18 protein-coding genes and 1 pseudogene are annotated in these 25292 nt (G+C 43.7%); 16 read left to right on the forward strand and 3 right to left on the reverse strand.

Annotated elements, in window-relative coordinates; all coding sequences use genetic code 11:
• Positions 1 to 240: 240 nt before the first annotated feature.
• The 6 genes and pseudogenes from A6K76_RS13780 to A6K76_RS13805 all read left to right on the forward strand — a co-directional run.
• Complete coding sequence (locus tag A6K76_RS13780; protein ID WP_066466092.1) at positions 241 to 819, forward strand: TerD family protein; 579 nt, start codon at positions 241 to 243, stop codon at positions 817 to 819.
• A gap of 137 nt (positions 820 to 956) precedes the next feature.
• Positions 957 to 2162: an HpcH/HpaI aldolase/citrate lyase family protein gene (locus tag A6K76_RS13785; protein WP_066466097.1), complete on the forward strand. Its 1206-nt coding sequence runs from the start codon at positions 957 to 959 to the stop codon at positions 2160 to 2162.
• Positions 2140 to 3483, forward strand: a complete 1344-nt coding sequence (locus tag A6K76_RS13790) for a phosphoribosyltransferase family protein (protein WP_066466099.1) — start codon at positions 2140 to 2142, stop codon at positions 3481 to 3483. Before A6K76_RS13785 ends, A6K76_RS13790 begins: the two co-directional genes overlap by 23 nt.
• A gap of 5 nt (positions 3484 to 3488) precedes the next feature.
• Complete coding sequence (locus A6K76_RS13795) at positions 3489 to 4601, forward strand: cysteine protease StiP family protein (protein ID WP_066466100.1); 1113 nt, start codon at positions 3489 to 3491, stop codon at positions 4599 to 4601.
• The gene (locus A6K76_RS13800) at positions 4598 to 5389 is read left to right on the forward strand and encodes an HAD family hydrolase (protein ID WP_066466102.1); all 792 of its coding nucleotides are present in this window, start codon (positions 4598 to 4600) and stop codon (positions 5387 to 5389) included. Before A6K76_RS13795 ends, A6K76_RS13800 begins: the two co-directional genes overlap by 4 nt.
• A gap of 16 nt (positions 5390 to 5405) precedes the next feature.
• A pseudogene (locus A6K76_RS13805) lies at positions 5406 to 6026 on the forward strand (TerD family protein); the annotation flags it as partial.
• Between the two features lie 54 nt (positions 6027 to 6080).
• Here the strand turns inward: A6K76_RS13805 and A6K76_RS13810 are convergent.
• Positions 6081 to 7433, reverse strand: a complete 1353-nt coding sequence (locus A6K76_RS13810) for a YjiH family protein (RefSeq protein ID WP_066466104.1) — start codon at positions 7431 to 7433, stop codon at positions 6081 to 6083.
• 381 nt (positions 7434 to 7814) lie between these two features.
• Between A6K76_RS13810 and A6K76_RS13815 the strand changes: the two genes are divergently transcribed.
• Complete coding sequence (locus tag A6K76_RS13815) at positions 7815 to 8165, forward strand: YojF family protein (RefSeq protein ID WP_066466105.1); 351 nt, start codon at positions 7815 to 7817, stop codon at positions 8163 to 8165.
• Between the two features lie 12 nt (positions 8166 to 8177).
• Positions 8178 to 8852 carry a bacillithiol biosynthesis deacetylase BshB2 gene (gene bshB2 / locus A6K76_RS13820; RefSeq protein WP_066466106.1) on the forward strand — a complete coding sequence of 225 codons (675 nt, stop codon included), beginning with the start codon at positions 8178 to 8180 and terminating at the stop codon, positions 8850 to 8852.
• Positions 8853 to 9160: 308 nt separating this feature from the next.
• Here bshB2 and thiD read toward each other — a convergent pair whose 3' ends face one another.
• Positions 9161 to 10006, reverse strand: a complete 846-nt coding sequence (thiD, locus tag A6K76_RS13825; RefSeq protein WP_066466107.1) for a bifunctional hydroxymethylpyrimidine kinase/phosphomethylpyrimidine kinase — start codon at positions 10004 to 10006, stop codon at positions 9161 to 9163.
• Between the two features lie 326 nt (positions 10007 to 10332).
• Here thiD and A6K76_RS13830 point away from each other — a divergent pair, with 326 nt between their 5' ends.
• From A6K76_RS13830 to A6K76_RS13855, 5 genes are all read left to right on the forward strand, one after another.
• Positions 10333 to 11010 carry a uracil-DNA glycosylase gene (locus A6K76_RS13830; protein ID WP_066466108.1) on the forward strand — a complete coding sequence of 226 codons (678 nt, stop codon included), beginning with the start codon at positions 10333 to 10335 and terminating at the stop codon, positions 11008 to 11010.
• Between the two features lie 230 nt (positions 11011 to 11240).
• Positions 11241 to 11486 (forward strand): YwdI family protein, encoded by a 246-nt coding sequence (locus A6K76_RS13840; RefSeq protein WP_066466115.1) that lies wholly within the window; start codon positions 11241 to 11243, stop codon positions 11484 to 11486.
• Between the two features lie 15 nt (positions 11487 to 11501).
• Complete coding sequence (locus A6K76_RS13845) at positions 11502 to 11873, forward strand: DUF423 domain-containing protein (protein WP_066466116.1); 372 nt, start codon at positions 11502 to 11504, stop codon at positions 11871 to 11873.
• Positions 11874 to 11938: 65 nt separating this feature from the next.
• Positions 11939 to 13111 carry a M20 family metallopeptidase gene (locus A6K76_RS13850; RefSeq protein ID WP_066466117.1) on the forward strand — a complete coding sequence of 391 codons (1173 nt, stop codon included), beginning with the start codon at positions 11939 to 11941 and terminating at the stop codon, positions 13109 to 13111.
• A 151-nt stretch (positions 13112 to 13262) separates the two neighbouring features.
• On the forward strand, positions 13263 to 13466 hold the full coding sequence (locus A6K76_RS13855; RefSeq protein WP_066466119.1) for a hypothetical protein: 204 nt from the start codon (positions 13263 to 13265) through the stop codon (positions 13464 to 13466).
• Between the two features lie 117 nt (positions 13467 to 13583).
• On the opposite strand, the gene hemQ is transcribed toward A6K76_RS13855, so the two are convergent.
• Positions 13584 to 14333 (reverse strand): hydrogen peroxide-dependent heme synthase, encoded by a 750-nt coding sequence (gene hemQ / locus A6K76_RS13860; protein ID WP_066466121.1) that lies wholly within the window; start codon positions 14331 to 14333, stop codon positions 13584 to 13586.
• Positions 14334 to 14716: 383 nt separating this feature from the next.
• On the opposite strand from hemQ, the gene lipL reads away from it, so the two are divergent.
• The 3 genes from lipL to A6K76_RS13875 form a co-directional block, all read left to right on the forward strand.
• Positions 14717 to 15550: an octanoyl-[GcvH]:protein N-octanoyltransferase gene (gene lipL / locus A6K76_RS13865; RefSeq protein ID WP_066466124.1), complete on the forward strand. Its 834-nt coding sequence runs from the start codon at positions 14717 to 14719 to the stop codon at positions 15548 to 15550.
• A 110-nt stretch (positions 15551 to 15660) separates the two neighbouring features.
• Positions 15661 to 15888 (forward strand): YuzB family protein, encoded by a 228-nt coding sequence (locus A6K76_RS13870; protein WP_066466127.1) that lies wholly within the window; start codon positions 15661 to 15663, stop codon positions 15886 to 15888.
• 1377 nt (positions 15889 to 17265) lie between these two features.
• Positions 17266 to 25292: hypothetical protein (locus A6K76_RS13875; protein ID WP_211271768.1), on the forward strand; the 8027-nt coding region annotated here is incomplete at its 3' end.

Genomic DNA, 25292 nt, shown 5'->3' on the forward strand with positions numbered 1-25292 from the left:
ATGTCCAGCGCTCGCTCGACATTTTTCTTTTCGACATTTGTTGTAATGAAGTAAACGAAATGTAAATGGGGTGACTAGCTCGTAACGAGAGGCGGACTCCAGCGGGAACAGCCCGAGTGTCAAGACCCCACAGCTGTGAGGGACGAACAGCGAGGAGGCTTGCGCCGGGCCCGCGGAAAGCCTGCCTCGACGTGAAGAGCGAATGCGCACATATTCTTCTAAATTCAAGGGGGCATTCCAATGGCAATTCAATTAAGCAAAGGTCAACGCATTGATTTAACGAAAAATGATCCATCACTTCAAAATATTGTAATCGGCTTAGGCTGGGATGTGAAAACGTTCGACGGCGGTCAAGATTTTGACTTAGATGCATCCATTTTTTTATTAGATGAATCAGGGAAATGTCGCAGCGACAACGATTTCATTTTTTATAACAACTTGCAAAGCTCAGATGGCTCAGTGACGCACTTAGGTGACAACCGTACAGGTGAGGGCGATGGCGATGATGAGCAAGTGACGATTAAGTTATCGCAAGTGCCAGCGAATGTGCACCGCATTGCGATTACGGTAACGATACACGACGCCGAGCAGCGCAATCAAAACTTCGGGCAAGTGACGAATGCATTTGCGCGCTTAGTAAATCAAGATAACGATTATGAAGTGTTGCGCTTCGATTTAGGTGAGGACTTCTCAATTGAAACAGCGGTCGTATTTTGTGAGCTATATCGCCACGGTGCGGAATGGAAATTTAACGCAATCGGTTCAGGCTACCAAGGTGGTTTAGCGGCGCTCGTGCGTGCATACGGCTTATCAGTTTAACAACATGCGAAAAGGTGATACGTGGAAACGGATCACCTTTTTTGTATACATGCAGACTAGTTAGTTTGTTTTTTGGGAAAATAGGGTAAATATGTGGGTAGTAAAATTGTGATATACAGCAGAAAGGAGATTAGTTTATGCGTTTTTTTTCATACAACGAAGAGCGAAATGACGCGATTTTTTTTAAGCAGCCGATGCAGTTTAACAAGCTGACACCGCGCGAGGATTTAGCGTATTGTTTAGGCGGTGCTTTGTATATGCCAGCAACGAGACGCGGCTTAGCGCAAGAAGTATTAATGAAAAAGCATCCGTATTTAACGTCGATGATTATTGATTTAGAGGATGCGGTTGGTGATGAGGAGCTAGAGGAAGCGTTTCATATTTTAATAGGGAACATGCGGGAGTTTCAAGGGTTTATAGACGACGGTATATTAACGATTGACGATTTGCCGCTTATTTTTGTGCGCGTTCGAAATCCAGAGCAGCTAGCAGAAGTAATTGAAGCGTTAGGCGATACACAAGCGGTATTAACGGGCTACGTATTTCCGAAGTTCGGTCAAACAAATGGCAAAGCATTTTTTGAGCAAATCGTTGCGCAAAACGAGCTTGGTTACACGCTGTACGGCATGCCAATTTTAGAGTCCGACGACGTCATTTTTAAAGAACGCCGCTTTGACAGCTTGCTCGCCATTCGTGAAATTTTAATTGAATACTATGACTACGTGTTAAATGTACGCATCGGCACGACGGATTTTTGTGGCTTATTCGGCATTCGTCGCCGTGTTGATTCAACAATTTATGATGTGACGATTGTGCGTGATTGCATCGCGGACATCATTAATATTTTAAATCGCACCGAGCATCGATTCGTCATTTCTGGCCCGGTGTGGGAATACTTTACGAACAAAACGCGCATGTTCCGTTCGACGCTTCGTGAAACACCGTTTAGCATGCGCTACGGTCAAATTGGTTTAGAAGCACGCGAACAGCTCATTAACGAATACGTTGACGGCTTAATGCGCGAGGTGTTTTTAGACCAAATTAACGGGCTTGTCGGCAAGACGATCATTCATCCGACCCACATTTTGCCAGTGAACGCATTGTACGTCGTGACACATGAAGAATATATGGACGCTGAAAACATTTTACGAAATAGCGACGGACAAATTGGTGTACAAAAAAGTATGTACAATAACAAAATGAACGAAATGAAGCCGCATTTTCACTGGGCAGAGCGTATTATGCATCGCGCGCGCACGTATGGTGTATACAATCCGAATGAGGACTTCCGCTCGTTACTATTAGAGGAGGCGATTCGTCATGACAAAGTACTCGATTCTTAATCAAGTGCATGTCGATGTACAAATTACGAACAATCCGTACGCTTTTGAGGAATCACAGCTATTTGAAATGGCGATGCGTATTAATAAAAAACGCAGCTTCTTATTCATTAGCAACGTGCTAGGGAAACATATTGCCTTACCGCCGCAAATTCCTTTGCTGCTCGGACAGCTATTAGCGATGCGCTACATGGACATTGTGCATCATAAAGCAGATGTGCGTGCGCAGGCAGTAGCAGAAACGATTAAGACGCGCGACAACTTACACGACAGCTTACTTGCGTTAGAGCAGCAGCCAGTCATTGCACCAGAGCCGATGAAAGTAATTGGCTTTGCAGAAACAGCGACAGCGCTCGGACATGCGTTTTTCAATGCATTTACGGGAGACGTCGAATACGTACATACGACGCGTGAGCATGTGATTAACTTAACGCCGTTGACGACGTTTGAGGAGGAGCATTCGCATGCGACGACACATAACGTGTACATGCAAAATAGCGCATTTTTCGACGGCGATGCACAAATTGCACTCGTTGATGATGAGCTAACGACTGGGCAGACGAATTTAAATATTATTGCGCAAATTATCGCGCGCTTCCCACATAAAAAGCGTTTCGTCATCGTGTCGATTTTAGATTGGCGCAGCGACGAGCATCGAAAAGCGTACCGTGATTTTGAGGCAGCACACGGTATTATGATCGAAGAGGTGAACGTGCTGGAAGGTCGCATTACTGTTCGCGGCGAAGCACCCGAAGAACGCGTTACACATTTTCCAGAGAAGCTACTTACACCGACGATTACGACCGAGACGATTCACCTAGGTGATGCGTATTACATGAACGAGCCATCAAAGCAAGACGACGATACGATTTGTTACACGCCGTACTTTATCGGCAGCGGGCGCTTCGGATTATCGAAGGACGTAGATAGATCCATTCGCACGAAACTTGCATCGGAGCAACGTACATTCGAGCAGCTACGACGAGGTAATAAAACGCTCGTGCTCGGGACGGGTGAATTTATGTACATTCCGATGCGCATTGCCACCTTGCTCGGTGACGGTGTGTCGTATCATTCCACAACGAGAAGTCCAATTTACGCACATCGAGACAGCTACATTTACAATCAGTACACGTTTGAAAGCCCGGAGCATGCTGGTGTGCAAAACTACGTATATAACATTCCAATGAATCATTACGACGATGCGTTCATCATCCTCGAGCGTGTGACGAGTGAGCGCGCGTTACAGCAACTGATCGACGCATTATCAGCAGCACATATTCCACATATCACCATCATTCAGCTAGCAGACGGAAGGGAGTAATTCGCATGAAGACGAAATATGAACCAGATGTATTAGGCAGTTACAGTGAGAAGGACGTCGTATTTTTATTGCGCGACATTAGTCATATTGAAATTGAGCGCGATACGACAGAGCGCGAGCATTTAATTCAAAGCGGCACGCATTATGCGGAAATGTTACCAGTCGAGTTTCAGCCAGGTGAGCAGTATATGGAGCTATTCCATACGACGCTCAAGGAATATGCACAGCGCATTGCAATTGCAACAGGTGTTGTCGCAGAGCAAATTGTGCAAAATCGAGGGCTGGACCACCTCGTTCTTGTGAGCTTAGCGCGTGCAGGTACACCGATTGGCATTTTAATTAAACGTTACATACAGCACGTCTACAACGTAACGGTGCCGCATTACTCGATTTCAATTGTGCGCGACCGTGGCATTGACGAGACGGCAATTGATTACATTTTTGAGCATCATGAGCAGGCAAACATTCAGTTTATCGACGGATGGACCGGTAAAGGAGCGATTACGCGCGAGCTAGTCGAGGCGTGCAACGATTACAATGCGAAGCGAGACAACCGTATTGATCCGGATTTAGCGGTATTAGCTGACCCAGGGCATTGCGTTGAAGTATACGGCACGCGAGACGACTTTTTAATTCCGTCCGCTTGCTTAAATTCAACGGTTTCGGGCTTAGTTAGTCGCACTGTACTGAATCCAGCGTTTATCGAGGAGGGCGACTTCCACGGCGCGAAGTATTATAAAGAGTTTGCCGAGCAAGACGTGTCGAATTATTACGTCGATGAGGTAAGCAGCTACTTTGATGCAGTGAAAGACGACATTCAGACGACGCTACAGGACGTGCTGCAATCGGATCGTACACCGACGTGGCGCGGCATGCAGTCAGTTGACGTCATTAAAGAGAAGTACGACATTGCAAAAACGAATTACATTAAGCCAGGTGTTGGTGAGACGACGCGCGTATTACTTCGCCGCGTGCCGTGGAAAATTCTTGTGAATCCAAAATACGATAACGACTTAACGCATATTCGCATGCTTGCAGCGGAGCGTAACGTACCGATTGAAGTGTATGAACAGATGGAATACTCGTGCTGCGGCTTAATTAAGGACGTGATGAAATGAAGCTATTTACGACCGATTTAGACCGCACACTCATTTTTTCACATCGTACAATTGGCGAGCGAGGCGACGTACAATGCGTCGAGTTGTTTGAAGGAAAAGAGCAGTCGTTCATGTCGCATACGCAAATTAAGTTGCTGCATGAGCTGAAGGAAAGCGCGCACATCGTTCCGGTGACGACGCGCTCACAAATGCAATATGAGCGCATTTCGTTTTTCCAGCAGCAGCTCATTCCATCGTATGCGGTTATGGCAAACGGTGGCATCGTATTCAAGGACGGAAAACGTGATGCACAGTGGGATTCACTTGTGCAGCAACGCATGAAAGACGCGTTACCGATTCGAGATTTTACGACGCGCTTTCAAACGCATCGGGCGCACGATTTTTTCTTGCGTGAATACGAAACGGAAGGGCTGTTTTATATGCTTGCGGTCGATGAAGCGGCGCTGCGACACGATGATTTACGCGCGTTTCAAGACGATTTAGCGACAGAAGGCTGGACGTCGTATTTACATGGTCGCAAGTTTTATGCGCTGCCGTCTACGCTTACAAAAGAAGCGGCGGTGCAATATGTCGCAAGCGAGCTACCGCATACGAAGCATATCGCTGCGGGAGATTCGATGATGGATTTAGGCATGATGCAGCTAGCGGACGTTGGCTACACGCCGAAGCACGGTGAAGTGTATGCACATTACGGTGATGCGTGCCCAGTGAACGTCATTTTAAAGGAAGGTGCAGATTTTGCCGAGGCGATGCTTGCACAAATTTTAGCGACGAAAACGACAGTATAAGGGGGAACTGCATTTGGTAAATTTAAATAAAATTGAATTGACGAAAAAAGGGCAGTCGATCAACTTAACGAAGGGCGCGCAGTCACTTGGTGAAATTCACATTAACTTAAATTGGAATCAGCAAGCACCACAGAAAAAAGGTTTCATGTCGTCGTTGTTTGGAAGTAGCTCAACGAATGTTGACTTAGACTTAGGCTGCTTGTTCGAGTTTACAGATGGCTCAAAAGGGTGTGTGCAGGCGCTTGGCAATGCGTTTGGTCATTTCAACGCACCGCCGTACATCGCACTAGATGGCGACGACCGTACTGGGGCTGTTACATCGGGCGAAAACTTACGCATTAATGGCGCAAAAATTGCCGACATTCAGCGCGTGCTCGTTTATGCATTCATTTACGAAGGTGTGGCAAACTGGTCGGAAGCGGACGGATTAGTAACGCTGAAATATCCAGGTGGCGCCGACATTGAAGTGCGCTTAGATGAGCACCGCAACGGCAAAATTATGTGTGCCATTGCGATGATTGAAAACGTCAACAACGAAACGTTCCGCGTCGAGCGTCTCGTCGAATATTTTGACGGGCATCAGCCAATGGACCGCGCGTACAACTGGGGCATGAACTGGACAGCGGGCTCAAAATAAAAAATAAACGCCGTGAATGGAAATAGAAGTTTTCCGTTCACGGCGTTTTTCGTTTTAAAAAATGAAATGCGCAATGCCTGTCACGATTGGCAATGCGATAACTGTACGCAGTAAGAAAATGATGACTAAATCTTTGAAGTTAATCGGTAGCTTAGATCCTAAAATAAGCCCGCCAATTTCCGACATGTAAATTAATTGCGTTACTGACACGGTCGCGATAACGAAGCGAGTTAGCTCCGATTCGATGCCTGACGCTAAAATCGCAGGTAGTAGCATATCAGCAAACCCAACGACCATCGTTTGTGCTGCTTCTGCTGCTTCTGGTACGTTTAAAAATGCTAAGTAATATTCAAACGGCGTTCCTAAAATTTTAAATAAGTCCGTATACGTCGCTAAAATGAGTGCAACTGTACCGAACGCCATAACAACGGGTGCTACAGCAAACCACATATCGAGCACATTTTTAAAGCCGTTTATGACAAGCTTACGTAAGTCGCGGTTTGCGTTTGCTTTGTTCATCGCATTGTCGATTCCGTACGACAGCACTGTATGCCCAGCTGGTAAATCTTCGCGCGTTGCATCAGCGGGCGCGTCGTTTATATACGTATTACTTTTACTACGCAGCGGGTAAATACGCGGCATAATGAGTGCGAGAATGACGCCACAAAGCACAATCGTTCCGTAATATTGCGGGAAGTATTGCGGCAAACCGACTTCCTCTAAAATGACGATACTAAACGTAATCGACACGACCGAAAACGTCGTCGCAATAATAGCCGCCTCACGCTTCGTATAGTTGCCGTCCTCATATTGCTTGTTCGTTAGCATCACACCAATCGTACCATCCCCTACCCAAGAAGCGAGTGCATCAATCGACGCGCGCCCTGGAATATTAAATAGCGGACGTACAATTTTCACCATGAGCGAGCCAAAAAATTCAAGCAAGCCGAAATCCGTTAAAAGAGGCAAAATAATGCCGGCAAATAGGAAGATGACGAATAAATATGTAACGAGTCCGCCACCACCTGCAAATAATAAGCCGCCCGTATCGCCACTCGTAATCATTTCAGGACCAAATTCGAAGTACACCATTGCCGCAAAAACAGCTGCCAGTACGCGTGTAATCGTCCAAAATAAATTGACGCGAAACAGCTGGTCACTAAACGTGCGTTCGTGGGGCTCAGATGAAAATAATTTAATCATCGAGCCAACTGCGGCTACGATGAAAATAAAGAGTGCAAACGGTTCGATGACGTTGACGACAATGCCATCAAGCCAATTCGCAAGCATAGCGATTGGCACTTTCCATCCGTCATCGAGCTTGATCGGCGTCATAAATAAAAATGCCCCGATGAGCGACGGAATGATGAAGTATAACCAGCTACTTAAGCTGTAGCGTTTGTTCATATAAATCGACCTCATTTATTGTAGTTTTTGAATATTTATTCAGCATACCGATTTTTTAACGGTGTGTCTATTTGTATGAAAAGAGATTGTTTTTTCAGTTTGTTTTGTCGATTGTGCATCGAAATTCGTTTCGTTGCGATTGAGTAAAAGTAAATATAAATGGATAAGCATGTTAATACGTCATTCAACTTTTGTCTTTGCGAGTACTTTCCGCTCGCTTCTTGCTATAATAACGTCGCATGAATAGCTGAAAACAACCGATTCAGATATATGCAAAATGAATGTGACATGTCCGCTACTTATTTTATTTTCCCTTAGCTAGTATGCATGAAACGGACTTTGCTATAATAAAGGTAGTGTTATTCGAAAGGAGTTTTTTCGGTGGAATTAGTAAATAAAGAACATTTACAGCAGCTTATTGATGCGTTTGCAAATAAGGACGTATTCATTCATTTAGAAACGACAAATGGATCGTATGCGGCACATTTTAATGAAGCGGTATTTAATGCAGGGGCGTTTATTCGCAACGTTAAACTGCGCTATGAGCTAGGAAAAGTTGTGAGCGATCATCCACATCGTGTCGGTTTAAAGCTAGAGCACGGTTGGGTATACGCACAAGGCATTACACATTACGAGGTAGATGAGCACGGTCGCTTACTGATGGCTGGCTTAGATTATGAAGGGAAGCTTGCGGTCGCACTACAAATTAGTGAAACACCGTTTGCTTATTAAGGAGGTAGCGATATGTTTACAGATCAACGTCACGTACTCATCGTCTTCCCGCACCCAGATGATGAGGCGTTTTCATGTGCCGGTGTTGTGCGTCAAATGACGAAGCGCAACATTCCGGTTACGTATGCGTGCTTAACGTTAGGTGAAATGGGGCGTAATTTAGGTAACCCACCGTTTGCGACGCGCGAATCACTTCCTGAAATTCGTCGCGAAGAATTACGAAAAGCAGCGGATGCGATGGGCATTCAGGATTTACGTATGTTCGGTTTACGCGATAAAACGATTGAGTTTGAAGATGACGAAAAAATGGTGCAGCTCGTTAGTGATTTAATCGATGAGCTGAATCCTTCGTTAGTCATTACGTTTTTACCAGGCTTCTCTGTGCATCCAGACCATGAGGCGACAGCACGCGCGGTAGTCGAAGCGGTTCGTCGCATGCGAAAAGACGAGCGCCCGACAATTATTGCAGTCGGCTTCGCAAACGATACGGTCGATAAAATGGGCTTACCGCACATTAAAGTCGATATTACGGACGTGAAAATGGATAAGCTAGCGGCGTTACAAGCGCACGCATCACAAACAGCGTGGATGATTGCCGAAAGTGAAAAACGTGAGGAAACAGCGGACGAGCTATCGGACAACTGGCTGACGACCGAAGCGTTTTATGTCATTGAACACGCGGAATAAAATAAGTAAACAATGTTGATGATCGCGCTGTTGGCTCGCTTTCCTGGGGCTCGGCGGCGAACACGATGTTTGTCATGAAGGCAGTGCTACATGGACGTAGCGCCCACCGCCTTGCTCAAGCCTCTTCACCGCTCATCTTTCGCGGCTGTGGGTCTTGAGGCACCTGCTCCTGCGATTACTCGTCGCAAAAAGAATTTTAGCTGTTTCCTAAGGAGTCTCGCCATGCGCGTCCATCAGCTATCTCTTACTACAAATCAAAGGGTTGTGTTAAATGTCGAATGGACGTTAACACAACCCTTTTTTCATATTTATGCTGTTACTGTATCAAGCTTCGTAATTGTTACAGCTGGTGCGTCGAATCGATTTTTCGCGCCGTGCATGACCGGTCCGACGAAATCGTTTAGCGCCCAGCCGTGCTGAATCGCCGCTGCAACGAATTCCTTCGCCGCAAATACCGCGTCGTTAATCGATAAGCCGTTCGCTAAGTTTGCCGTAATCGCCGCTGCGAACGTGCAGCCCGCGCCGTGATTCCAAACTGTATCGAACTTTTCTGTTTCAAGTAAGTAAAAGTCTTGACCGTTGTAAAATACGTCGACAGCTTTGTCGTGCTGAAGCTTTTTACCGCCTTTTACGACAACCGCTTTTGCCCCGCGCGCGACGATTTCTTTTGCGACTGCCTTTACGTCGTCCACCGTTTTTGGTGTCGGCATTTCGGCAAGCTGACCTGCTTCAAAAAGATTCGGTGTCGTCACTGTAGCGTATGGCAATAAATGCTCAATCATCGCCTTCGTGTTGCCAGGATTCAACACTTCGTCATCGCCTTTACAAACCATAACAGGGTCAATTACGACGTGCTTCGTGTTCGCGCGTTGAATGGCGTCACTTGCGATTTGAATAATTTCCTCTGAAGCGAGCATTCCGGTTTTAATGGCGTCAATGCCTGTTGAAATGGCCGTGTCAATTTGTGCTTTTAATAAATCTGTCGGAAGTGGTGTTACTTTATGTGACCATGTTGTTGGATCCATCGTAACAACGACTGTTAATGCGACCATGCCGTACGTGCCGTGCTCCTGAAATGTTTTTAAATCAGCTTGCATCCCTGCGCCGCCTGATGTGTCCGAACCAGCAATTGTTAATGTCTTATGCAATGTCATTGAAAACCCTTCTTTCCTTCAAGTACAATAGTAAATATTAAAATCAAAACTGTTGATTAGCTGATTAGTCGACTGCTCGCGTCATGCGGCTCGCTTTCCTGGGGTGTGGCTTGAGCCTCCTCGCCGCTCCGACGTCGCGTCTGCGGGGTCTCAAGTCTCACGCTTTTCCCCAAGGAGTCTCGCCGCACGCGCTCAGCCTCACTGCACTGCATTATATTTATGCAGCTAATCAGTAGGTATGAATTAGTATAAAGGGCAATTGACTATAAAAAAATATCCAGAAAACATCATTTTAACAAGGTCAGTTATACAAAAGGAGATTGATGATGAAGAAAATTTTCCAAAACGATTGGCAAGACGTGCTCGGAGACGAATTTCAAAAGCCGTATTACTTACAGCTGCGTGAATTTTTGAAGGAGCAATATGAAACAGCGACCGTTTATCCAGCGATGGACAACTTATGGAGCGCGTTTCATACGACGAGCTATAAAGATGTGAAAGTTGTCATTTTAGGACAAGACCCGTATCACGGACCGAATCAGGCGCACGGGATGAGCTTTTCGGTGCTACCAGGTGTGCTACAGCCGCCGAGCTTGCGCAATATGCTAAAGGAATTGCAGGAGGATATTGGCTGTACAGTTCCGAACCACGGCTATTTAATCGATTGGGCGAAGCAAGGTGTGTTGTTATTAAACACGGTGCTGACGGTGCGTCAAGGTGAGGCGCATTCGCATAAAGATCGCGGCTGGGAGCAATTTACCGATACGGTCATTCAAAAGCTTAATGAACGCGAAGAGCCGATTATTTTCGTGCTATGGGGGCGACCAGCGCAGCAAAAGCAAAAGCTTATCGATACGACGAAGCATGCGGTACTTACTGCGCCACATCCAAGTCCACTGAGCGCACATCGCGGCTTTTTCGGCAGTAAACCGTATTCGCGCATTAATGAGCAGCTTGCCGAATATGGACAGCCGCCGATTGATTGGTGCTTGTGCGATCTATAAAGGGCGCTTCTCAGCTAGCATGAAACGTGGTACATTTTAAACAGAAAGTAGGCGTAGTTGATGAAAGTCGATTGTTTTAAATGCGCATATTTACGAATTACATGGGAGCCGGCGCATCCACGTGCGTGCGAGGCACATGGCTTTAAAACGAAGCAAATCCCATCTGCCGTCGTAAAGCAAACTTCAGGAATGGAGTGTTTATATTTCACACCGAAACGAGGGACGGCGAAATGATTTCAAAGGAAGCATTATTACAGGCGCTTGCGAACGAGTTACAAGCAGCACAAGCAGGCGACGAGCAAGCAACGCGCGATGCACTGCTTGCGATGCGCACGCTATGTGATGTCGCATTACAGGCAAAGCGTACTGCGGCGCCGTCAGTTACTTCGCTACAGCAAGTGACCGTTGCCCCGACGCTTCAGCCAACGCGCATCGAAGAAGACGGCGCAAATGGTGATTCGATTTTTGATTTTTAGAAAGGACGTAAGCAAATGAAAAAAGCAATTATTGCCGGTGCGGTACATGCATTTTTAGCAGTAGCACTTGGCGCATTCGGAGCACATGCATTAGAGGACATTCTCGATGCGTACTCAACAGATATTTGGGAAACAGCAATTCAATATCAAATGTTCCACGCAACAGGATTAATGGTGATCGGTATTTTAATGAAAGTATTAGGGGAGTCAAAGCAATTAACGTGGGCAAGCCGCTTAATGCATGCAGGGATTTACTTCTTCGCAGGTAGTTTAATGGTGCTTGCACTAACAGGCATCGGTGTACTTGGTGCGATTACGCCAATTGGTGGTGTGCTATTTTTAATCGCTTGGGCACTTGTTATTACAGCTGTTGTGAAAGCGAAGTAATAAAATGATGAGAAAAAGCGCGTACACTTTGCTGTGGCGCTCTTTTTTGTATAGGAGGACATACGATGATTCAGCAAATAATCGAACAGCAATTTGACGAAATGGTCGCCATTCGTCGTCACTTACATATGTATCCAGAGCTATCATTTCAGGAGGTCGAAACACCAAAATATATTGCAAATTATCACCGCAAGCTCGGCTTAGACGTACGCGAGCAAGTTGGTGGACGAGGCGTCGTCGCAACACTTCGCGGCAGTAAACCGGGCAAAACGGTAGCGATTCGTGCAGACTTTGATGCATTGCCAATTCAAGAGGAAAACGACGTAGCGTACAAATCAAAAAACGACGGCGTTATGCATGCATGTGGTCATGACGGACATACTGCCATTGCACTCGGTATCGCACGCGCACTCGTTCAAATGCAAGATGAGCTCGCAGGAAACGTCGTATTCATTCACCAATTCGCTGAGGAGCTCGCACCAGGTGGGGCAATCGCGATGATTGAAGATAACTGCTTACATGGTGTCGACGTCATTTTCGGCACGCATTTATGGGCACCGATGCCACTTGGCGACATTCAAGTGCGAAGCGGTGCGATTATGGCAGCAGCAGACGCGGTATATATCGACATTCAAGGGCGCGGTGGTCACGGTGCAGAGCCTCACGAAACGGTCGATGCGGTGTTGACAGGCTCACAGTTCGTTACAGCGGCACAGTCGATCGTGTCACGCAAAGTCGATCCACTAAAATCTGCCGTCTATTCAATCGGGCATTTTGAAGCAATCAATTCGTTTAATGTTATCGCCGATCGCGTCCATTTAAAAGGAACGGTGCGTACGTTTGATGACGATGTGCGCGATTTAATGGAGCGTGAAATTGAAACGACGTTAAAGGCGGTATGTGACGCAGCAGGTGCGACGTATACATACACATATAATCGCGGCTATCCACCGGTTGTGAATCACGAGGCAGAAACGGAATTTATCGCAAGCTGCGCAAAGCAGTACGGCAATGTGAGTGTGACACCGCCGATGATGATTGGCGAGGACTTTGGTTATTATATGCAACATGTACCAGGTACGTTTTTCTTCACCGGCGCACGCAAGCCAGAAGCGGACGTCGTGTATCCACATCACCACGCACGATTTGAGTTTGATGAGCGTGCGATGATTGTTGCGGCGAACGTGCTGCTTCATGCGACGATCGAGTATTTAGCTAGCTCAAATGGCGATGCTTAGTTTTGCGGCAAAATGATGTAACGTACAATCATTTATCGCGCTTAAGTGCAAATGTGCCATTTCACCAGTTTAGCGCAAAATGAAAAGATAGAAATGATACTGCAAAATAGTTTATTGTAGTACAAGAACTTTCAAAAGGAGAGCTTGTATAATGCATAAACTATCCATCTTAATTAGTATTTTTTTAAGTGCAATTTTAGCGTTTGTTATTAGTGGCTATTACGGTATTACACCGCATCCATATTTCTTTATTATTTTAGTGGCGCTTGGGTTATTCGTTCAAACGATCATTTTCATTTTACAGTTCAAAGATATTGAAGAACCAGAAGGCAAGGCGAAAGAAGTTAAGCGTTAATTGAAAAGAGGAGTGTGCAAATTTCGCACACTCCTCTTTATTAGTATTGATTTCGAGTTGCTTTTCACGTCGAGGCAGCCTTTCTGCAAGTTCTTCCCACAGCAGTCCGGCTTTCGTTTAAACGGTTAAAAACTTCACTAATTTTTCGTCTGTCGCAATGTTGCCGACGAAGAATGAACCGAACTCGCCGTAGCGTGCTGATACTTCATCAAAACGCATTTCGTACACTAATTTTTTAAATTGTAATACGTCGTCTGCAAATAACGTTACGCCCCACTCGTGGTCATCAAAGCCGATTGAACCAGAAATGATTTGCTTTACTTTCCCTGCGTAGCCGCGACCAATCATGCCATGTGAACGCATTAATCCTTTACGCTCGTCCATTCCTAGCATGTACCAGTTGTCGTTACCTTGACGGCGCTTATCCATCGGGTAGAAGCATACATATTGCGCGCGTGGTAGCTCAGGGTATAAACGTGAGCGCACGTGCGGGTTTTGATATGGATCTTCATTTGATTCGCCTGCTAAGTAGTTTGATAGCTCGACTACTGATACGTACGAATACGCTGGAATTGTGAAATCTGCAATTTTTAATTTGTTAAACGCTGCTTCGATTTCTTGTAGCTCGTCCATCGTTTCACGTAACGTCATGAGCATGAAATCTGCCTTTTGACCAACGATTGTATAAAAAGCATGCGCGCCTGTTTTGGCAACATCTGCTTCGTTTAAGTTTGCTAAATATGCTTGGAACTCCTCGATTGCTTCTTGACGCTCTGCTTCGTCGACTAATTTCCAAGATGCCCAGTCCATTGAGCGGAAATCGTGTAATACGTACCAACCATCTAATGTAATTGCTGCTTCATTCATCGTTATAAACGCTCCTTTTAGTTAAAAATCTTTTCTCTCACAGTGTAGCATAAAATAAAAAAACACGATGGCAAAAAGCGTTCCCACACCGCAACAATTTGTGTATGCTTACATATGTAAAGGGAGATGCGTGTTGATTAGCTAGTCTATTGGCAGGCGTGTATTGCGGCTCGCGTTTCCGGGGCGTGGCTTGAGCCTCCTCGTCGTTCGTACCTTACGACTGTCTCACGCTTTTCCCTAAAAAGTCTCGCCGCACGCGCACTGCCATTAACATGCAACATTGATAGAACTGCGCCTGCACACTCGTGACTTTAGTCGTGAGAAGTTCATTTCAGTATAAAAACGGCTAATCAACAGCGCTAACAAAGGGGAGAACAGTTATTATGATTTTGCATCAACCAATTTGGCGCTTTATTGACCAATCGATTACGAACAAAATGAAATCACCGCTTGAGTCATTCGCAACGGACGACACGCTTTGTGAGGCAGTCGGTGCAGGCAATTCACCGTGGACGATTCGCACGTGGGTACACGATGCATCGGTCGTACTCGGCATTCAAGATCATCGTCTGCCACATTTACATGATGGGCAAGCGTATTTACAGCAGCGCGGCTACACACCAATTGTGCGCAACTCAGGCGGCTTAGCGGTCGTGCTTGATAGCGGCATTTTAAACGTGTCACTCATTATGTCAGAGCACGATACGCGCCTATCGATTGACGATGCGTACGAGGCGATGGTGTCGCTCATTCGCCTGTTGTTTCCTGGAGCGGCAGAGCGCATCGAAGCTTACGAAATTGTCGGCTCGTACTGTCCAGGGAGCTTCGATTTAAGCATCGACGGCAAAAAGTTTGCAGGAATTTCTCAGCGCCGCATGCGTCAAGGAATCGCCGTGCAAATTTATATTTGTATTGAAGGCAGTGGCGCAGACCGAGCAGCACTCATTCGCGATTTTTACAGTGAGAGCTTAAAGGGCGAGACGACGAAGTTTCAATACCCACAAATTACGCCACACGTCATGGCATCGATTAGCGAGCTCATTACGCCGATGACCGTAAGCGATGTTGTGGCACGACTGCAGCACGTCGTTATGGAGCTAACTAACGATATGCGTTACATGCCGTTTACCGAAGAAGAAAACACACGTTATGTTTATTATTTGACGCGCATTTTAGAGCGTAACGACAAAATGCTCGACAATATGGACAAACGATGAACAGAGCCGCTGTAAAAGTGCAAACACATTCTTTTTCAGTTGAAAGTCATTCGTTTTTTGCGGTAAAATAGCGTATTGAATGATTAGAATAGAAAGGGTTGAAAACGCAAGTGGCAAACGAATTTAAAGTTTGTGATGAGTGCCAAGCTGTCAACTTGAAAACATTAATTCCGAAGTTAAAGGACATCGATCCAGACGCGACGATTGAAATTGGTTGCCATTCTTATTGTGGCCCAGGACGTAAAAAAACATTTACTTTCGTCAACAGTCGCCCAGTAGCTGCCTTAACAGAGGAAGAGCTAATGGAAAAAGTAAAAGCAAAACTGAAAATGGTGTAACAAAAGTGTATTCGAATTTTTTCGGATACACTTTTTTTATTGTTTCTGCTACAACTACCGCCTGCATTTCAGAACATACATTTACATATTACAAGCGCCGATTTTGATATATATACAAGGTGATTGAAATTTAGAATGTGAACGAGGCTCTCGAAACAAGAGGCGGACTCCTGCGGGAAAAGCGTGAGCGAGAGACTACAGGCTCGAGCCACGCCCGCGGAAAGCCTGCCTCGATGTGGAGAGCCGACGAACAAAATGCTAAAATACATTCACCGTCTATATAGATAGAATATTTTTGTGAGTATATAGTTTCAATTTTTTTGAATATAATTAGTATTTTTATATCTAATTTGATTTGGCTAGAATTTGTAGTAAAAGTAGGTCTAATTGACTCTTTTTGATTATTACGAGTCAAAGTTGTGGTGTTTTTTAAGAGAAAATCAAGTTTTTCTTATGTGATAATAGAAAGAATATTGCTGAATCTATTTATTTTTCAATAAATCAAACAATATCGGATCATTTAATGTGAATAAAATATCTGAAAAAATGAAACAATTTAACTATTATTATTAAAGAAAAAATAAATTTACCGAAATATATAGAGATATTATTGATAATATTTTCCCGTTAATTGGTAATGTCTAATTTTTTTGCCTGCTAGAAGTCTAAAGAACTACATTTTATTTTTCCTTTATTATATTTTATGTATTGGAACTACTTCTGCGCGCAAGTTTATGAAATGGGGGGAGAAATATTAAAGAAATGAAAGGTTCATCACCGTAAGCTGGGGTTGACGTATAAAAGTTGCTTGAAACGAGAGGTGGACTCCAGCGGGAAAAGCGAAAGTTTCTTTTGCGACGAGTAACCGCAGGAGCACGAGCCTCGAGACCCCGCAATCGTGAGGCACGAACGACGAGGAGGCTTGAGGAAGGCGATAAGCGCCACTACACGAGCCATCGCCTTCATGACCAACATCGTGTTCGCCTCCGCGCCCGCGGAAAGCGTGTCTCGACGTGAAAAGCAACCCTAAGTTATGGTGAAGAGCCAAATGAAAGTAATTTTTGTTTAATGTAGCTAGCTAAATTCAGCTTCATAACAATTTTATAAGCTGTGAGACATGTGGATAGTCTATATTGATCGCCTTGAAATGAAATTGCGAAATTTTTGTGAAACAATTTAGCTATATGTATTAAAGAAATCAAAAATTACTGAAAAAGTGTAGACATTACTAATTCTTTTTTAGTATTATTTGGTAATGTAATTTATATTTATGTTTTAATTAGGTGACAAAAGGACTGAAAGGGTTATCTTTTTGAAACGTGAGAAAGGGGAGAGCGGTTTTTTGTTTTAGATCAATAAGAAAAGGGGGAGAAAGTTTTGAAGAATGTTAGGCTTGTTTCATTACTTGCAACAGTAATCCTTATTTTAAACATGGTATATCCAGGTTTATTAGGATTAACGTACGCGAATGCACAAAATGAAACAACAAGATCGGCAGGCGCTGGAACTGACGGGTTAAGCTATGCCGGTAATTATTACAATGATGTACCAGATGCCCGAAGTAATTTACTCGGTGCAGCACAAAACTTCCATATTTTTGCGGAATCAGTCAAAATTAGTGCGCATACAAATGGTAACATTGCGACGAAAATGCTTGAAACTGCCGGAAGTAACTGGGGAACGAATGTAAAAGGTAATGCAGAATTAGGTAGCATTGCTGCAGAAATTCATTACATTCAAGATTTTAAGGATTTTCATGGGAATCCGATTGTATTACGTGGAGACTACGGCGTGAAATTAGTTGTAGGCTCGGACATTGAATTATCGAATCAAAATAATTCGGAGTTCTTCTTGAAAAGTAAGCATATGAGCGATCGTAAAAAAATCGATAACTTCAAAGCGGATAACGTGTATAAAGTTCTTCATAAGGAGCAAGCAGGTGCCGCACCTTATATCGATTTTGATGCAGAGTACAAAAAGTTATATGCACAAACAAAAACATTAGCAACTATAGGTAAAGGTATTACGATTATTTTTGATGAGCATTATAAAGGTGCCGGCAAAATTATTAAAGACGGCGTCGAAACACCGTTTAATTCATCAGAAATTGATCAAAATGAATGGAACAATAATAAAACAAATAATCAAAAATTAGCGGAGCTTGCGGGAGTATCAACAGCAGATTTCGAAAAGGCAACAGTAATTAACGTAATTGATATGAACTCTCGTAAAGTAGATCTATCAAATGCAGAAGCATATGACGGATACGTTTATGTTACTTTACCACTTGAAATGGTAACGGCAAGCCAACCAATTTATTTCGAAGGGCTTGAAACAGAGGCATTCAATCGAGATATTATCATTAACGTAGATACAAAAGGTGCAGATACGACAATTCAAAGCCAAATCCAATTAAAGTATAAGGATGGCAGCAGTCGTACACCACATGAAACAGAATTATTCTCAAACAGTACGATACTTTGGAACTTCGTAGACAGCACGAAAGATGATTACGTGTTCACAGGTAAATTGCATGCGGGGAATACGGTGCAAGGTTCAATTTTAGCACCAGGATCTGATTTCACAAGTGGACAAAACATTGATGGAAGTATCATTGTTAAAACATTCTCAGGTTCAACTGGGGAAACACATCGCTGGGATTTCCAAGGTGATAAAGAAGTATTTTTAACGCCGAAAGTTTGTGAAAATGTAGAAGTTTCACTTGTAGATGTAGCGAATGGAACAAAAGTTACTGTAAACGAAACAACATATACAGTAGCCGATGGGAAAATTACGTTACCGTCAACATTAGCAGGCGATTTATATGAAGTGAAAGTAGGAGACAGCGTAGTAGGTGAAATTATTATTAGTGGAGATTGTACAGCAGTATACACTTCTAATGGTGAAACACCGCCAACTTCTGAAGCGCCAAAAACAGGTGAATTAAATGTAGAAGTTGAATTTATTGAAGCTGTCGGTTGTGAAAAAGTGACAGTAACACTTAAAACAGCTGAGGGTAATCAAGTAGAAAAGATTACAGTCGGTGAGACGATTTACGGTATCACTGCTGATCAAGTTGTTGTAGACGGAACTTTATATGAAGTGACGGAACAAGACGGCAAAAAAGTTGTTGAAGTCGATTCAAAACAATACGATGTGACAGCATACGATATTGAAATGACAGAATCAACTCCAACAGCAACATTTACGAATTTACTACCCGGCGAATATAAAGTTGAAACGAAACAATCAACATGTATCGTACCAACAAACCCTGAAAATCCAGCTGTAACAGTGGATCCAGAAAACTCGCCGACAGTGAAGTTTGAAGAAACAAAAGAAGAGCCAAAAACAGGTAACATCGAAGTACCAGTAACGTTCATCGGTGGAGCAGGTTGTACAGAAAATGGTGACGTAACAGTAACGTTAAAAGATGAGCAAGGAAACACAGTTCAAAAAGTAACGGTAGCTGACAAAGATTACGGAATTTTAAACGGCAAAGTGATTGTAGACGGAACAGTGTATGAAGTTGTAGCAGGCAAAGTAACGATCAACGATACAGAGCTAACAGCAACAGATTACGTACAAACTGTAACGAAAACAGGCGCAGCTGAAGAAACAGTAACGACAACATTCACAAACTTAGTGCCAGGCAACTACACAGTGAGCGTGGGCAGTGAAGAATGTATCGTACCAACTGAAGAAAATCCAGGGAACGAAACGCCAGGAACAGAAAATCCAGGCAATGAAAACCTAGGAGGCTTAGAAAATCCTGAAGAGCCGACGACACCACCAAGCGTGACAGTCGAAGTACCACCAGGTGAGAGAGTAGAAGTACCATTTGAAGAAACACGATCAACAGATGAGCCAACAACAAGCACTGTGAAAGTACCAGTGACATTTGCAGAAGGTAAAGGTTGCTTAGAAGACGGTGCAGAAGTGACTGTAACGTTATTAACAAAAGACGGTAAAGCAGTTCAAACAATTACAGCACAAGACGGAACAGTATACGGTGTTTACAACAATGAAGCGATCATTGGCGGAAAAGTTGTAGCAGTAGAAATTTCAGAAGGTGCAACAACAGTGACAGTAAATGGCGCTGACTACACAGTAGGAACAGCAGTACAAACTGTAACAAAAGCAGCAGCAAAAACAGTTGAAGTGGTATTTGAAAACTTAGTACCAGGCGAGTACACAGTCGTTGTAGAAGCAGATGACTGTATCGTACCAGTTGAAGAAGAGCCAGAAAACCTTGAAGATCCAACAACTGTAAACGTTCCTCCAGGTAAAACAGAGGAAGTACCATTTGAAGAAACACCACCAACATGTCTACAATCTGTGAAAGTACCAGAAAACGTACCGAGCGATAGCACAGTAACAATTGGTGATAAAGAAGTACCAGTAACAGAAGTGCCAACGGATATACTACCAGGCACATATACAGTGAAAGATAAAGATGGCAACGAAATTGGTGAGATTACAGTGGTACCACCAACGGACGAAAATCCATGTACATCAATTGAATTCACATCACCAGTATGTACAACATTTGAATTACAAGTAACAATCGATGGTCAGCTTGTACCAGTAACAACACCAGTGAAGCTTGTTTCAACGACAAACTCAACTGCATCAGTTACAGCACAAGCAGGTGAAAATGGCATCGTAACATACAACGATCCATTCACATTAGTACCAGGTGACTACAAAGTTGTAATTAACGATGTAGAGTACGGTACAGTAACAGTTCCTTCATATGATAAAGAAACATGTGAAACGACAATCTTCAATAATGGAGGAGCACCAGAAGTACCATCACCAACTGAAGAGCCGGGACACATCGAAGTACCAGTAACGTTCATCGGTGGAGCAGGCTGTACAGAAAATGGTGACGTAACAGTAACGTTAAAAGATGAACAAGGCAACACAGTTCAAAAAGTAACAGTAGCTGATAAAGATTACGGAATTTTAAATGGCAAGGTGATTGTAGACGGAACAGTGTACGAAGTTGTAGAAAGCAAAGTAACGATCAACGATACAGAGCTAACAGCAACAGATTACGTACAAACTGTAACGAAAACAGGCGCAGCTAAAGAAACAGTAACGACAACATTCACAAACTTAGTGCCAGGCAACTACACAGTGAGCGTGGTAGATAACGAAGAATGTATCGTATCAACTGAAGAAAAACCTGAAGAGCCGACGACACGACCAAGCGTGAATGTAAATGTGCCACCAGGTGAAAAAGAAGTAGTACCATTTGAAGAAACACCAAAAGAGCTAGGAACAGTGAAAGTACCAGTTCAATTTGCTGGTGGCTTAGGCTGCTTAGAAGATGGTTCAGTAACAGTATCATTAACGTCTAACGGCGAAGAGGTACAAAAAATTACAATTGGCGACAAAACTTACGGTGTAACAGCAGGTCAAGCAGTTGTAGATGGTAAAGCATACGTTGTAAAAGATGGTGTCATCACAATTGGCGACAAAACGTACACACCAGAAAAGTATGAGCAAGTTGTAACGAAAGACGGCTTCAATAAACCAACAGCATTATTTGAAAACTTAGTGCCAGGTGAATATGAAGTTGTTGTAACAAGTGCAGAATGTATTACACCAGAAACACCAGAAACACCAGAAACACCAGGTGAAAATCCAGAAACGCCAGGTGAGAACCCAGGAACACCAGGTGAGAACCCAGAAACACCAGGTGAAAACCTAGAGGAGCCAACGACACCGCCAACAGCGATCGTACCTCCAGGTGAAACATCAATCGTACCATTTAACGAAACACCGAAAGAGCCAGGTGAATTACAAACACCAGTAACATTCATCGGTGGTTTAGGCTGCTTAGACGATGAGTCAGTGACAGTTTCATTAATGTCAGAAGGCAAAGTTGTACAAGCCATTACAGTAGATGGTAAAACGTATGGTGTAACGAACGGTAAAACGATCATCGACGGCAAATTATACATTGCGAACGTAGCAGGTAAAATTAAAATCGGTGACAAAACGTACACACCAGTAACGTACGAGCAAGTTGTGACAAAGGAAGCAGATAGCGAAGTAACAGCACTATTTGAAAACTTAGTGCCAAGTAATTACGAAGTTGTCGTTTCAATGGCAGACTGTATCGTACCAGAAACACCAGCAAACCCTGAAGAGCCGACGACACGACCAAGTGTAGAAGTTCCAGAAGGTGAAAAAGTTGAAGTGCCATTTGAAGAAAAACCGAAGCAACCAGGAACTTTACAAGCGACTGTTAACTTTATCGGTGGCGCAGGTTGTACAGAAAACGGCGACGTACAATTACAACTATTCGCAAAAGATGGCACGACAGCAATTAACTACATTCAATTAGACGGCGTGAAATATGGCGTACTTAACGATGAAGTTATTATTGATGAAAAAGTATATACAATTAAAGATAACAGTATCACAATTGACGGCACACCGACGAAAGTTGATGTGAAACCGTACATTGTAACAATTAAGAAAACAGGTACAAATAAAGCAATCGCACAATTTACAAACCTTGTGCCAGCTGAGTATGTAGTAAAAGCAATTGATACCGACTGTGTAGAAACAGAAAACCCATCAATTGATGTACCACCAGGCATTCCAGAAGATCCAACGAAAGTTGAATTCAATGAAACGCCAAAACCAAGTACGGTAGAAGTACCAGTACAATTTATCGGTGGCTTAGGATGTGTAGAAAACGGTAACGTTACTGTAACGTTAAAAGACGATGAAGGTAATGACGTGCAAGCAGTAACAATTGAAGGCACAAAATACGGCATTTCAAACAATCAAGCAATTATCGATGGCAAGCTATACAATGTAGTTGTGAAAGACGGTGAAGCAACGTTTACGAACGTAGCAACTGGTAAGCAAGACGAAGTAGCGTCAGCGAAAGTAGAAGCTTACACAGTAACAATTACAAAAGATGGCAAAAATCAAGATACAGCAGTATTTGAAAACTTAGTGGCAGGCTACTACACGGCAGTTGTAGCGAACGAACAGTGTATCGTACCGACTGAGCCAACAAACTCAGAAGATTCACAAACACCAATCGTGAACGTACCACCAGGTGAAACGGGAGAAATTCCATTTGAAGAAATGCCAGAAGAGCCAAGTAACATCGAAGTACCAGTAACATTCATCGGTGGAGCGGGCTGCTTAGAAGACGGCGCAATTACAGTAGCGTTAAAAGACGCACAAGGCAATGACGTACAAGTTGTAACAGTTAACGGCGAGCAATACGGCGTGACGAACAACGAAGTGATTGTAGAAGGCAAAGCATACAAAGTTGAAGTAGTAGAAGGTAAAGCGACGTTCATAAACGTAGCAACTGGCGAAAAACTTGTAGCAGGTAAAGAAGTTGTAACATCTGACGTAGCAGTTTACAAACAAACGGTTACAAAATCAGGTGCAGCAACAGAAACAGCAGTATTTGAAAACTTAGTACGAGGTGAATACACAGTTGTTGTGGAAGCGGGCGAGTGTATCGTACCAACTGAACCAACAAGTGAAGAAACACCAGAAACTCCTGAAGAACCAACAACAAATGTTAATGTTCCTCCAGGTGAAACATCAAAAGTACCATTTAACGAAACACCAAAAGAGCCAGGTAACGTTGAAGCTTCAGTAACATTTATTGAAGGTTTCGGTTGTACGGAAGCTGGCGACGTAACATTAGCATTAAAAGACGCTGAAGGTAATGACGTAAAGGCTGTTGAAATTGATGGCAAACAATACGGCATTGCAAACAATCAAGTAATCGTAAATGACGCAGTATATACAGTTGTTGTAAAAGGTGATCAAGCAACGTTCACGAATGTTGTCACTGGCAAGCAGCTTGTAGAAGGCGACAAAGCGGTAACATCTAACGTAACCGTTTATACAAAAACAGTTACAAAAGACGGTTCTTCAACAGAAACAGCACTATTTGAAAACTTAGTGCCAGGTGACTACACAGTTGTTGTAGAAAATAACGAGTGTATCGTACCAGCTGATGAAAAACTAGAAACACCAGGTACATCTGAAGAGCCAGGAAACTCAGAAAATCCTGAAAATCCAACATCAACAGTGACAGTACCACCAGGTAAAACAGAAGAAGTACCATTTGAAGAAAAACCAACACCAAGCACTGTGGAAGTACCAGTGACATTCGCAAGTGGTAACGGATGCTTAGAAGATGGTGCAGAAGTGACTGTAACATTACTAACGAAAGACGGTAAAGCAGTTACAACAATTACAGCACAAGACGGAACAGTATACGGCGTAGCAAACAACGAAGCAATTATCGATGGTAAAGTTGTAGCAGTAGAAATTTCAGAAGGTGCAACAACAGTGACAGTAAATGGCGCTGACTACACAGTAGGAACAGCGGTACAAACTGTGGCAAAAGAAGCATCGACAACAGTTAACGTTGTATTCGAAAACTTAGTACCAGGCGAGTATACAGTCGTTGTGGAAGCGGGCGAATGTATCGTACCGTCAGAACTAACGAACGATGAAAATGCAGAAAACCAAGAAGAACCAACGACAAATGTCGACGTTCCTCCAGGTAAAACAGAAGAAGTACCATTTGAAGAGAAAACACCAGAAGAAGAGCAAACACCAAGCACTGTGGAAGTACCAGTAACATTCGCAGATGGCAATGGCTGCTTAGAAAATGGTGAAGAAGTAACTGTAACGTTACAAGATAAAGATGGTAATACAGTACAAACGATTACAGCACAAGACGGAACAGTATATGGTGTTTACAACAATGAAGCGATCATTGGCGGAAAAGTTGTAGCAGTAGAAATTTCAGAAGGTGCAACAACAGTGACAGTAAATGGCGCTGACTACACAGTAGGAACAGCGGTACAAACTGTGGCAAAAGAAGCATCGACAACAGTTAACGTTGTATTCGAAAACTTAGTACCAGGCGAGTATACAGTCGTTGTGGAAGCGAGCGAATGTATCGTACCGTCAGAACCGACGAACGGTGAAAACCCGGAAAATCCAGAAGGACCAACGACAAACGTCAACGTTCCTCCAGGTAAGACAGGCAACGTACCATTTGAAGAAAAAACACCAGAAGCATGTGATGAGCTTGTAACAGTACCAGTAGAAGAAGGTACAACAATCACAGTGAACGGTAACGAGTACACAGATGAAAACAACGACGGCAAGGTAGAAGTACCAGCAGCAGACGTAACAGAAACAACTTCAGTTACAGATGAAGAGGGTAACGAAATTGGCACGATCGTAGTAGAAGAAGGCGAATGCCCAATCTTCACAGCAAAACCAGAAGCATGTGATGAAGTAGTAACAGTACCAGTAGAAGAAGGTACAACAATCACAGTGAACGGCAACGAGTACACAGATGAAAACAACGACGGCAAGATCGAAGTACC

Origin of the sequence: Caryophanon latum, assembly GCF_001700325.1 — a bacterium.
In the GTDB taxonomy this organism is placed as follows: domain Bacteria; phylum Bacillota; class Bacilli; order Bacillales_A; family Planococcaceae; genus Caryophanon; species Caryophanon latum.